Here is an 11209-nt window from a genome sequence, read left to right as displayed (position 1 = left end):
GCTCGGCGCGCCGCTTCCGGTGGCCCGCCGTCACCGCGGACGAAGGGGGATAACGTCGCCTCGACAGCGTCGTCCACACCGCATGGAGGATCTTCCGGATGTTCGTGCCCATGTCCGTCAACGACTTCATCGACCGTGCTGCCGCCGTGTACGGCGACCGTCTCGCGGTCGTCGACGAGCCCGACCAGCCGGCACCGCCCCTCGAGGGCGTCACCTATGCCCGCATGCGCCAGCTCGCGAACGCGCAGGCGGCCCACCTCGACTCCCTGGGCATCGAGGTCGGCGACCGCGTCGCCGTCGTCTCGCACAACTCGGCCCGTCTGCTCACGAGCTTCTTCGGGGTCGCCGGCTCGGGCCGCGTGCTCGTGCCGATCAACTTCCGCCTTGCCCCCGAGGAGGTGAAGTTCATCGTCGAGCACTCCGGCGCGCGCGTCCTCTACATCGACCCCGAGCTCACCGCGCTCGTCGACGAGGTCTCCGCCGAGCACACCTTCGTCCTCGGCGAGGACGAGCACCTCTTCGGCGACGTCGACCCCGAGAGCGCGCAGCCGCGCGCCTGGGAGGCCGACGAGGAGGCGATCGCGACGATCAACTACACCTCCGGCACGACGGCCCGCCCCAAGGGCGTGCGGATCACCCACCGCAACATCTGGACCAATGCCGCGACCTTCGGGCTGCACGCGGGCATCAGCGACCGCGACGTATACCTGCACACCCTGCCGATGTTCCACGCCAACGGGTGGGGCATGCCCTTCGCCATGACGGGTGTCGGCGCCCAGCACGTCGTCATCCGCAAGATCGACGGTGCCGAGATCCTGCGGCGCGTGGAGCGGCACGGAGTGACGGTCATGTGCGCCGCCCCCGCCGTGGTGAACTCCGTGCTCGCGGCCGCGGCCGAGTGGGAGGGCGAGATCCCCGGTCGCGACCGGGTGCGGATCATCGTCGCCGGCGCCCCGCCGCCCACGACGACCGTGGCGCGGGTCCAGACCGAGCTCGGCTGGGAGTTCATCCAGATCTACGGCCTGACCGAGACCTCTCCCCTGCTGACGATCAACCGCTCGCGGGCCGAGTGGGACGAGCTCTCGCCGCAGGACCGTGCGGCCAAGCTCGTGCGCGCCGGCGCCCCGGCGCTCGGCTGCCGGATGCGGGTCGACGACGAGAGCGGCGAGGTCCTCGCCCGGTCCAACGTCATCATGGAGGGCTACCACGACCTGCCCGACGAGACGGCCCGCACCTTCGAGGGCGGCTGGTTCCACACCGGTGACGGCGGCGTCGTCGGCGACGACGGCTACGTGACGATCAGCGACCGCAAGAAGGACGTCATCATCACCGGTGGCGAGAACGTCTCGTCCATCGAGGTCGAGGACGTCCTCTTCTCGCACCCCGACGTCACCGAGGTCGCGGTCATCGGCGTCCCCGACGACAAGTGGGGCGAGACGATCAAGGCGCTCGTCGTCGTCACCGAGGGGTCGACGGCCACGGAGGCCGACCTCATCGCCTGGTGCAAGTCCAAGGCGGCCGGCTACAAGGCCCCGACGTCGATCGAGTTCCGCGACGAGCTGGCCCGCACGGCGACGGGCAAGCTGCAGAAGTTCAAGCTGCGAGCCCCCTACTGGGAGGGCCGCGAGCGTCAGGTCAACTGAGCCATGACGAAGGGGAGGGTGCCGGTCCGACCGGCGCCCTCCCCTTCGTCTGTCAGGACATGTCGGCGAGCCGGTCCAGCGCCGTCTGCAGGTCCTGCGGGTAGGTGCTCTCGAAGTGCACGTAGTCGCCCGTGCCCGGGTGGATGAAGCCGAGGCCCATCGCGTGCAGCCACTGCCGCTCGAGGCCGAGCGTGCGGGCCAGGCTCGGGTCGGCGCCGTAGGTCGGGTCACCGACGCACGGATGACGAAGGGCGGCCATGTGCACCCTGATCTGGTGGGTGCGTCCGGTCTCGAGCTTGATCTCGAGCAGCGACGCGTGGCGGAAGGCCTCGAGCAGCTCGTAGTGGGTGACGGCGTGCTTGCCGGAGTCCATGACCGCGAACTTGTACTCGCCGCTCGGGTGCCGGCCGATCGGCGCGTCGACCGTGCCGACGTGCGGGTCGGGCAGGCCCTGGACGAGCGCGTGATAGGTCTTGTCGACCGTGCGCTGCTTGAAGGCGCGCTTGAGCACGGAGTAGGCGTACTCGCTCTTGCACACGACCATCAGGCCCGAGGTGCCGACGTCGAGGCGCGAGACGATGCCCTGCCGCTCGCTGGCGCCGCTCGTGCTGATCCGGTAGCCGGCCGCGGCCAGCCCGCCGAGCACGTCGGGGCCGGACCAACCGACGCTCGGGTGGGCGGCGACGCCGATCGGCTTGTCGACGACGACGATGTCGTCGTCGTCGTGAACGATCCGCATGCCGGGCACCGGCTCGGCGACGATCGCCAGGCTGGGGCTCTCGTCGGCGGAGGGCAGGGTGACCTCGACGTGGTCGCCGGCGCTCACCCGCGCCGACTTCGCGACCGTGGCGCCCTCGACGAGGACCTTGCCGTCGGCGGCCAGCTCGGCCGCCCGGGTGCGGGAGACGCCGAAGAGGCGGGCGACGGCCGCGTCGACCCGCTCCCCCTCGAGGCCCTCGGGCACGAGCACGTTGCGCACATCAGGCATCGGCCTGCTCCTCCTTGGTCCCGTCGAGACCGATCCCGCTGAAGACGAGCCACACGAGCACGATCGCCCCGCCGACGATGGCGATGTCGGCGACATTGCCCACGAAGAGCCCGCCGTAGTCGATGAAGTCGACGACGTGGCCGCGCAGCGGCCCCGGCTCGCGCACGAAGCGGTCGACGAGGTTGCCGACCGACCCGCCGAGCAGCGCCCCGAGCGCCAGGGCCCACGGCAGCGACCGGATGCGCGGGGTGACCCACACGATCGCCCCGGTCACGCCGAGCGCGACGAGGGTCATGACCCAGGTCATCGAGTCACCGATCGAGAAGGCGGCGCCGGAGTTGCGGATCAGGCGAAGGGAGAGCACGTCGCCGACGAGCGGGACGACCCTCCCGTCGTCGAGCGCGCCCATCGCCCAGACCTTGGTGGCCTGGTCGAGGACGAGCGCGACGACCGCGGTGGTGGCATACCAACGAAGCACCCCGGGGCGGGATCGCGTCGCCGGGGTGTCGTCGGATGGGGTGTCTGGGGCGCTCAGCGCCGCTCCTGTCGACTCTTGCATGACATGCACAGGGTCGCACGCGGATAGGCCTGGAGTCGAAGCTTGCCGATCGGGTTGCCGCAGGACTCGCAGATCCCGTAGGTGCCGTCGTCGAGGCGGTCGAGCGCGTGCTGGTTCTGCTCGAGGCCGGTGCGGGCCCCGGCGACGAGGCTCAGCTCGTGCTCACGCTCGAAGGACTTGGACCCTGCGTCGGCCTGGTCGTCGCCGGCCCCGTCGATCGGCTCCTTGAGGAACTCGTCGAGGCTGCTCTCGGCGGACGCGATCTCGGCGGTGAGGCGCTCGATCTCGGTGTGCAACTCGGCGCGCACCTCCTTGAGCTCCTTCGCGGTCCACGGGCTCTCGTCCTCGCGGACGACGAGCGCCTCGGGGGCGGCCTTCTTGGGGGCCTTCGTGGCGGTCGTCTTCTTCGCCGGCGCCTTCTTGGCGGCGCTCTTCGTGGCCGGAGCCTTCTTCGCAGGAGCCTTCGTCGCCGAAGCCTTCTTCGCCGTGGACTTCTTCGCGGCGGACTTCTTCGCGGGCGCCGCCTTGGCCGCACTCTTCGTCGCGGTCTTCGTGGCCTTCGAGCCGGTCGACCCCTTGGTCGCCGCCTTCGTGGCCGTCTTCTTCGCCGCCATGACCATCCTCACCTGGAGATGATCCGTGCCCCTGCACGGATCAGAGTCAACGAAGGGTACGACGTTTTGGCGCTGTGGGCGGGATCACCGCGCCGTGTTCTTCCTCCCGACGTCGACATCCCACCCTCCGGGACGCGACGAGGCGACGCCACCCGTGTCGGGTGACGCCGCCTCGTGGAGCGCTCGCGCGGCATCCGCGCGGGCTTCTTCAGTGCTTGACGGGCTGCTCGGGAGCGACGCTCGCCGAGGTGTCGAGGCCCTTGAGCTGGCCCGAGATGAAGTCCTTGAGCTTGCGGCGGTAGTCGCGCTCGTAGGTCGTCAGCTCGGCGATCTGGGTCTCGATCTTCGACTTCTGGGCGTTGAGGTCGTCGAGGATCTTCTTGCGCTGCGCCTCGGCCTCGCTGACCATCGTCGTGCTCTTGGCCTGGGCGTCGGAGATCAGCTTGTCGCGCTGGGTCGTGCCCTCGCCGATGAACTGGTCGCGCTTGCCCTGACCGGTCTTGATGAACTCGTCGTGCTTCGACTGACCGGTCGACAGCAGCTCGTCGTGCTTGCCCTGACCGGTGGAGACGAGCTCGTCGTGGCGACGCTGCGCCTCGGCGATGAGCTTGTCGCGCTGGGTCTGGCCCTCGGCGACGTGCTCGTCGTGCAGGCGCTGGGCGAGCGCGATGAGGCCGGAGGCGCCGGCGCCACCGCCAGCGGCGGCAGCCATCTCGCCGGCGCCGGAGTCCTTGGCCGCGGCGACGGGGGCCTTGGCGGCCTCGTCCTGGCGGGCCTTCGCCTCGGCCTCGGCCTTCTCGGCTGCGGCGTTGGCGGCCTTGATGCGCTCCTGGGCGCTCGCCTCGGCCTCCTCGGCACGGGCGTTGACGGTCGCGATGCGCTCGTCGGCGCCCTGCTGGGCCTTGGAGAGGTTCGCGGCGTCACCCTTGGCGCGCTCGTCGCTGGTGCGAGCGGTCTGCTCGAGCTCGGTGGCGCGCTTCTCGGCGGCCGCGCGGGCGGCGGTCTCCTTGTCGAAGCGGGAGCGCAGGTCCTCGAGTCGGCTGCGCAGGTCGCGGTTCTCGCGGGTCAAGGCCTCGTCGGCCTTGCCCGTGTCGGCGACGGCGGCCGCGGCGGCCGGGCGGGAGCCGGAGCCGTCCTGGGCGCGAGCCCGCAGGTCCTCCGAGTCCTTGACCATGCGACGCATCTCGGCGACGACCTCGTCGAGGAAGTCGTCGACCTCGCGCTCGTCGTACCCGCGACGGAACTGGGTCTGGGTGAAGGTCTTGTTGAGGACGTCCTCGGGCGTGAGCGCCATTGTTCCTCCGTTGAGCGACTGGACAGGGTGCACGCTCGTGGCGCGCAGCGCGCGCACGGGCATCGAGGCCAGCCTAGACGATGCGCAGGAGGACCGAGACCACGAGGATCAGGACGAGGAAGGCGAGGTCGAGGGCGACGCCACCGATGCGCACCGGCTTGATGACGGTGCGGATGGCCCGCAGGGGCGGGTCGGTGAGCGTGTAGATCGCCTCGGCGACGACGAGGATGACTCCTCGGGGCCGCCACTGGCGGGCGAAGACCTGGATCCAGTCGAGGACGAGGCGTCCGATGAGGACGAGGAAGTAGACGTACAGCAGCAGGTGCAGCACGTCGCGGACGATCGACATGGGTCCAGCCTAGGTAGGGGGCCTGAGGCCCGGCTGTGAGGTCAGCTCTGGTTGAAGAGGGCGCGCGGCTGGGGCGCGTCGCCACCCTCGGCGTCGACCTCGATGTGCTCGGGCGAGAGCAGGAAGACCTTGTTGGTCACCCGCTCGATCGAGCCGTGGAGACCGAAGACCAGACCGGCGGCGAAGTCGACGAGACGCTTGGCGTCGGAGTCGTCCATGTCGCTGAGGTTCATGATCACCGGGGTGTTGTTGCGGAAGCTCTCACCGATCGCCCGGGCGTCGTTGTAGGTGCTGGGGTGGATCGTCGTGATGCGGTTCATCGGGGTGACCTCCACCTCGCGGACGGCCGGTGCCGTGGGGACGCGGCGCAGGGGGGTGACCTCGGCGGCGGTGTGCTCCTCCTCGAGGAGCTCGTGACCCGCGTCGTACTCGTCGACGTACTGGTCGTCGTACTCGTCGTAGCGCTTGTCGTCCTCTGCGAGCCCGAGGTAGACCATCGCGTTGCGCAGTGCCGTCATGTCTGTCAGATCCTTTGTCGCCGGGTGCCTCGTCGGTGTCACCGAAGTTACCGGTGTGACGGACGTTCTCCGAGGATTGCCGTCCCGACACGCAGGTGTGTCGCACCGTGGCGCACGGCCGACTCGAGGTCACCGCTCATGCCTGCGGAGACCCACGTCGCCTCCGGGTGGTCCGCGCGCAGGGCCTCGGACAGCTCCGCGAGACGGGCGAAGGCGCGGTCCGGGTCCGCCCCGAGCGGCGCCACCGCCATGAGGCCCCCGAGACGAAGGGAGGAGCTCGCGATCGCGTCGGCGAGGGCCGGCACGTCGGCCGGGTCCGCTCCCCCACGACCGCCGTCTGCCTGCGGGTCGAGGTTGACCTGGACGAGGGCGGTGACCTCCCGGCCGGCGGCCTCGGCGCCGCGCGCGAGCGCACCGACGAGCTTGGGCCGGTCGACCGACTGCACGACATCGGCCCAGCGGGTGACGGCGCCGGCCTTGTTGGACTGGAGCTGCCCGATGAAGTGGGCGCGCACCCCCACCGGGGTGCCTCCGTCGGCGAGCTTGGCCGCCGCCTCCTGCTCGCGGTTCTCGCCGAGGTCACGCATCCCGAGCTCGACGAGCAGGTCGAGGTCGCTGCGCGGGAAGTACTTCGTCACGACGACGAGGTGCACCTGCCCCCGGTCCCGCCCGGCGGCCTCGCAGGCCGCGTCGATGCGCTGCTCGACCGCCGCGAGGTTGGCGGCGAGCTCGTCCCGACGCTCGGCGCTCATGCCGACTCGCCCCGCCGGCCGATGATGCCCGCGTAGCGGCCGGTCCGGCCGTCGCGGCGGTAGGAGTAGAGCGAGTCGTCCTCGCGGGCGCACCCGGGCACCCACTCGACCGGGACGCCGGCGCCCTGCAGCTGGTCGACGACCCCGGTCGCGACGTCGATGGCCGGTGTGCCGGTCCAGGTGACCGCGGCGGAGGGCGGGGAGACCTCGGCTGCAGCGGCCCGCATGTCGGCCGGCACCTCGTAGCAGCGTCCGCAGACCGAGGGCCCGACGGTGGCGCGCAGGTCACGGGCACCGAGGTCGCGCATCGCCTCGACGAGCCGCAGCACGACGCCGGCGACCATCCCCGGCCGACCGGCGTGGGCGGCCCCGACGAGGCCACCGGCCGCGTCGTGGACGAGCACGGGGGTGCAGTCGGCGACGAGGACGCCCAGGGCGACGCCGGGCAGGTCGGTGACGAGTGCGTCGCCCTCCCCGACGGCGCCGGTGGTGGTGCGGGGGGCCTCGAGCAGCTGCGAGGTCACGTGGACGACGTCGGCGCCGTGGACCTGGTCGGCGAGGACGAGCGGCAGGCCGACGGCCTGCTCGACGACCTCCCGGTTGCCCCGGACGGCGTCGGGGTCGTCACCGACGTGGGCGCCGAGGTTGAGGCCGGCGAAGGGGGCGACGCTGCGGCCGCCGTGTCGGTCGGTGAAGGCTCGCACGAGCCCCGGGGCGTCATCTCTCCAGGCGAACACGTCTGCAACCTATCTCCCCGCGGTCGACGGACGACACACGACGCAGGGCCCCGACCGGTGCGGTCGGGGCCCTGCGTGTCACGTCAACCGGTGGTCACTTCAGGAAGTCGGGGACGTCCAGGTCGTCACCGTCGTCGAAGGTCACCTGACGCGGCGGCGCGGCCTGGGCCGGACGCTGCTGCGCCGGCGGCTGCTGGGCCGGGGGCTGCTGCACGGGCTGCTGGGCCGGCGGCTGCTGCTGAGCGGGCGCCTGCTGCTGAGCAGGAACCTGCTGGGCCGGAGCCTGCTGCGCCGGGGCCGCCTGCGCCGGAGCCTGCTGGGCAGGACGCTGCTGGGCGGGAGCGGCCTGCGCCGGAGCCTGCTGGGCAGGACGCTGCTGGGCCGGCGCCGCCTGGGCGGGAGCCTGCTGCGCCGGGGCCGCGGCACGACCCTGACCGCCCGACTGCACCTGCCCGAGGGCCCGGTCGTCGGGACGCTGCTGCGGTGCACCGCCGTCGAAGCCGGCGGCGATGACCGTCACGCGCACCTCGTCGCCGAGGGCGTCGTCGATGACCGCGCCGAAGATGATGTTGGCCTCCGGGTGGGCGGCCTCCTGCACCAGGCGGGCCGCCTCGTTGATCTCGAAGAGACCGAGGTCGCTGCCACCCTGGATCGACAGGAGCACGCCGTGGGCGCCGTCGATGCTCGCCTCGAGCAGCGGCGAGGAGATCGCCAGCTCGGCGGCCTGGACGGCACGGTCCTCACCACGCGCCGAGCCGATGCCCATGAGGGCGGAGCCGGCCCCTTGCATGACGGACTTGACGTCGGCGAAGTCGAGGTTGATCAGACCCGGCGTGGTGATGAGGTCGGTGATGCCCTGGACACCGGAGAGCAGGACCTGGTCGGCGCTGCGGAAGGCGTCGAGCATGCTCACGGCCCGGTCGCTGATCGACAGCAGCCGGTCGTTGGGGATGACGATGAGCGTGTCGACCTCGTCGCGCAGGGCACCGATCCCGGACTCGGCCTGGTTGGCGCGACGACGGCCCTCGAAGGTGAAGGGGCGCGTGACGACGCCGATGGTGAGCGCACCGAGGCTCTTGGCGATCTTGGCCACGACCGGGGCACCACCCGTGCCGGTGCCGCCACCCTCGCCCGCGGTGACGAAGACCATGTCGGCCCCCTTGAGGACCTCTTCGATCTCCTCCGCGTGGTCCTCGGCGGCCTTCTTGCCGACCTCGGGGTCCGCGCCGGCACCGAGACCACGGGTCAGCTCACGACCGACGTCGAGCTTGACGTCGGCGTCGGACATCAGGAGGGCCTGGGCGTCGGTGTTGATCGCGATGAACTCGACGCCCTTGAGGCCGACCTCGATCATGCGGTTGATGGCGTTGACGCCACCGCCGCCGATGCCGACGACCTTGATAACGGCCAGATAGTTCTGGGCTGATGCCACGGGGGACTCCTGTTGCTGCTGCTCGGTGGTGCCTCGACCTCGAAGCTCAAGGTGAACTTCAGGGTTACGTTTTGATCACGCTCGGTGTGCGGGTGACGTTATGCGGCGCGGGCCGCCGGGGCAAACGCCACGCCCGCGTGTCGCCAGCCTATCCCCCGCTAGCCCGTCGTGACGGGCGTGTCGGGCGCCGAGACGTCGATCGTCCTCGGCTTCTTGTCGAGGAGCACCTGGATGACCCTCACCTTCACGTCCGGACTGCTGCCGTCACCCCAGGAGACCTTGGTCTTCCCGAGCTGGAAGGTGATCTGGTCGGCCGAGTCGACGGTGACGTCGTCGACGTCCTCGCGCAGGTCGTCGGGCAGCGCGGCGAGCATGCCCTGCGCCGCGCGCACCCCGTGACCGGAGACCTCCGCGCCGCTCTCGGCGCTGACTGTCGGCACGTCCCGGGGCGCGGAGCGCACGGTGCGGATCTCGACGCCGTCGAGGTCGAGCAGCCGGAAGCCGCCCCCGTCCTGGCGCACCGCGAGCGCCGGAACCCTCGACGTCACCTTGACCTTCAGGGTGTGCGGCCAGCCCCGCTCCACGCGGGCGTGGGCGACCGCCGGGACCTCGTCGGTGATCGACGAGGCCACCGCGTCACCGTCGACCCGGGCGAGCGGCGTCCCGACCTGGCGCTCGGCGATCTCCTCGACGTCGGCCCGGTCGGCCGGGTCGGCTCCGCTGACGGTCACCTCGCGGGTGGCGAGCAGGGAGGAGAAGCCGACCGCCCAGCCGAAGGCCACGAGCAGGGCCACGACGAGCAGGCCGACGAGCCAGCGGCGCACCCGCTGGCCGCGCGCCTGGGCTGCCCGCTGCGCGAACCGCTCCTCGGTCGCCGCGCGGGTCCCGCTCCCCCGGCTCATCGCCCCAGGGCCTCGAGCAGTCGCGGCCCGAGGTGGGTGATGTCGCCGGCCCCCACGGTGAGCACGAGGTCTCCGGCGACGGCGCCTGCGGCGACGCGGGCGACGGCCTCGTCGGCGGGCAGCACCCGCGCCGAGCGACCACGCGCGGCGAGCGGGTCGGCGATCAGCTGCGAGCTGACCCCGGGCATCGGGTCCTCGCGCGCCCCGTAGACGTCGAGCAGCAGCACCTCGTCGGCCGGCTCGAGCCCGGCGGCGAAGGCCTCGGCGAAGTCGCGCGTCCGCGAGTACAGGTGCGGCTGGAAGAGCACCCACAACCGGTGCTCGCCGGCGATCTCCTTCGCCGTGCGCACGACGGCCTCGACCTTGCCGGGGTTGTGCGCGTAGTCGTCGACGACGGTGACCCCGCGGGCCTCCCCCTTCGTCTCGAAGCGACGTCGGGTCCCGCCGTAGGCCGCGAGCCCGTCGAGGACCGCCTGCGGGTCGGTACCGGTGCCGTGGGCGGCCGCCGTGTAGGCGGCAGCGGCGTTGAGCAGGTTGTGCCGACCGGGCACACCGATGACCAGCTCACGCCGCACGTCGCCCTCGACGAGACCGGCGCGGGCGCTCGTCCCGTCGAGCTCGGGGTCGACGAGACGCACGTCGGCGCCCTCGGCGAAGCCGTAGCGCAGCACGCGCACACCCGCTGCCTGCGCCCGGGTCGCGAGGCGCTCGGAGCCGGGGTCGTCGGCGCAGGCGACGAGCAGACCCCCGTCGTTGATCGTCTCGGCGAACTCGAGGTAGGCGGCCTCGACGGTGGCGAAGTCGCCGTAGAAGTCGAGGTGATCGGGCTGGACGTTGGTGACGACGGCGACCTGCGGCGCGTAGGCGAGGAAGGAGCCGTCGGACTCGTCGGCCTCGGCGACGAAGGGGGCGCCCTCGCCGAGCGCGGCATTGACGCCCTGGGTCGACAGCTCGCCACCGAGGGCGAAGGAGGGGCGGGCCCCGGCCTCGAGGAGCGCGACGGTGAGCATCGAGCTCGTCGTCGTCTTGCCGTTGGCCCCGGCGACGGCGATGCGGGTCTGCTCCCCCATCGCGGAGGCGAGCGCCTGGCTGCGGTGGAGCACGCGCAGTCCCCGCTCCCGGGCCGCGGCCAGCTCGGGGTTGTCCTCGCGGATGGCGGAGGAGACGACGACGGTGTCGGCGCCCTCGAGGTGCGCCGGGTCGTGCCCGACCCAGATCGTCGCGCCGCGCTCACGGAGCCGTTCGAGCAGCGGCGACTCGTGGGCATCGCTCCCGCGCACCTCGACGCCCGCGTCGAGGAGCAGGCGCACGATCGCCGACATGCCCGCGCCACCGGCGGCGAGCACGTGCACGACCCCGAGGTCGGCCAGTGGCACCCGGGGGGCGAGGACGTCGAAGCGGGGGTTGCGCGGGACGGGGGG

At 71.9% G+C, this 11209-nt stretch carries 12 protein-coding genes; 1 reads left to right on the top strand and 11 read right to left on the bottom strand.

What is annotated here, in order from left to right:
• Positions 1 to 98: 98 nt before the first annotated feature.
• Positions 99 to 1643, top strand: coding sequence for an AMP-binding protein (locus tag NMQ01_RS05915; protein WP_255185934.1), 1545 nt, complete (start codon positions 99 to 101; stop codon positions 1641 to 1643).
• A 52-nt stretch (positions 1644 to 1695) separates the two neighbouring features.
• Here the strand turns inward: NMQ01_RS05915 and NMQ01_RS05910 are convergent, their stop codons facing one another.
• From NMQ01_RS05910 to murC, 11 genes are all read right to left on the bottom strand, one after another.
• A complete protein-coding gene (locus NMQ01_RS05910; protein ID WP_255185933.1) occupies positions 1696 to 2631 on the bottom strand; it encodes an RluA family pseudouridine synthase in 936 nt (311 codons plus the stop codon).
• Positions 2624 to 3109, bottom strand: coding sequence for a signal peptidase II (lspA, locus tag NMQ01_RS05905; RefSeq protein WP_255185932.1), 486 nt, complete (start codon positions 3107 to 3109; stop codon positions 2624 to 2626). The genes NMQ01_RS05910 and lspA overlap by 8 nt, the downstream gene beginning before the upstream one ends.
• Before the next feature lie 53 nt (positions 3110 to 3162).
• Positions 3163 to 3810 (bottom strand): TraR/DksA C4-type zinc finger protein, encoded by a 648-nt coding sequence (locus tag NMQ01_RS05900; RefSeq protein WP_255186328.1) that lies wholly within the window; start codon positions 3808 to 3810, stop codon positions 3163 to 3165.
• Positions 3811 to 4012: 202 nt separating this feature from the next.
• Positions 4013 to 5161 (bottom strand): DivIVA domain-containing protein, encoded by a 1149-nt coding sequence (locus tag NMQ01_RS15910; RefSeq protein WP_303708275.1) that lies wholly within the window; start codon positions 5159 to 5161, stop codon positions 4013 to 4015.
• A gap of 10 nt (positions 5162 to 5171) precedes the next feature.
• Positions 5172 to 5447: a YggT family protein gene (locus tag NMQ01_RS05890; RefSeq protein WP_255185931.1), complete on the bottom strand. Its 276-nt coding sequence runs from the start codon at positions 5445 to 5447 to the stop codon at positions 5172 to 5174.
• Between the two features lie 41 nt (positions 5448 to 5488).
• Positions 5489 to 5965: a cell division protein SepF gene (locus tag NMQ01_RS05885; protein ID WP_255185930.1), complete on the bottom strand. Its 477-nt coding sequence runs from the start codon at positions 5963 to 5965 to the stop codon at positions 5489 to 5491.
• Between the two features lie 47 nt (positions 5966 to 6012).
• On the bottom strand, positions 6013 to 6717 hold the full coding sequence (locus NMQ01_RS05880; RefSeq protein ID WP_255185929.1) for a YggS family pyridoxal phosphate-dependent enzyme: 705 nt from the start codon (positions 6715 to 6717) through the stop codon (positions 6013 to 6015).
• Positions 6714 to 7454 (bottom strand): polyphenol oxidase family protein, encoded by a 741-nt coding sequence (locus NMQ01_RS05875; protein ID WP_255185928.1) that lies wholly within the window; start codon positions 7452 to 7454, stop codon positions 6714 to 6716. The genes NMQ01_RS05880 and NMQ01_RS05875 overlap by 4 nt, the downstream gene beginning before the upstream one ends.
• A 94-nt stretch (positions 7455 to 7548) precedes the next feature.
• Positions 7549 to 8886, bottom strand: a complete 1338-nt coding sequence (gene ftsZ, locus NMQ01_RS05870) for a cell division protein FtsZ (protein WP_255185927.1) — start codon at positions 8884 to 8886, stop codon at positions 7549 to 7551.
• 158 nt (positions 8887 to 9044) lie between these two features.
• Positions 9045 to 9788, bottom strand: a complete 744-nt coding sequence (locus tag NMQ01_RS05865; RefSeq protein WP_255185926.1) for a cell division protein FtsQ/DivIB — start codon at positions 9786 to 9788, stop codon at positions 9045 to 9047.
• Complete coding sequence (gene murC / locus NMQ01_RS05860; protein WP_369694862.1) at positions 9785 to 11164, bottom strand: UDP-N-acetylmuramate--L-alanine ligase; 1380 nt, start codon at positions 11162 to 11164, stop codon at positions 9785 to 9787. The genes NMQ01_RS05865 and murC overlap by 4 nt, the downstream gene beginning before the upstream one ends.
• Between the last annotated feature and the right edge of the window lie 45 nt (positions 11165 to 11209).

Source organism: Janibacter sp. CX7, from assembly GCF_024362365.1.
Lineage (GTDB): Bacteria > Actinomycetota > Actinomycetes > Actinomycetales > Dermatophilaceae > Janibacter.
Note: the sequence above shows the minus strand (reverse complement) of the source record. Positions and strands in the feature narration are given on the sequence as shown.

Bases quoted from the DNA above. Each gene is read 5' to 3' on its own strand.
- NMQ01_RS05915 (WP_255185934.1), top strand. From the start codon at position 99: ATGTTCGTGCCCATGTCCGTCAACGACTTCATCGACCGTGCTGCCGCC.
- NMQ01_RS05910 (WP_255185933.1), bottom strand. From the start codon at position 2,631: ATGCCTGATGTGCGCAACGTGCTCGTGCCCGAGGGCCTCGAGGGGGAG.
- NMQ01_RS05900 (WP_255186328.1), bottom strand. From the start codon at position 3,810: ATGGTCATGGCGGCGAAGAAGACGGCCACGAAGGCGGCGACCAAGGGG.
- NMQ01_RS15910 (WP_303708275.1), bottom strand. From the start codon at position 5,161: ATGCCCGTGCGCGCGCTGCGCGCCACGAGCGTGCACCCTGTCCAGTCG.
- NMQ01_RS05890 (WP_255185931.1), bottom strand. From the start codon at position 5,447: ATGTCGATCGTCCGCGACGTGCTGCACCTGCTGCTGTACGTCTACTTC.
- NMQ01_RS05885 (WP_255185930.1), bottom strand. From the start codon at position 5,965: ATGACGGCACTGCGCAACGCGATGGTCTACCTCGGGCTCGCAGAGGAC.
- NMQ01_RS05880 (WP_255185929.1), bottom strand. From the start codon at position 6,717: ATGAGCGCCGAGCGTCGGGACGAGCTCGCCGCCAACCTCGCGGCGGTC.
- NMQ01_RS05865 (WP_255185926.1), bottom strand. From the start codon at position 9,788: ATGAGCCGGGGGAGCGGGACCCGCGCGGCGACCGAGGAGCGGTTCGCG.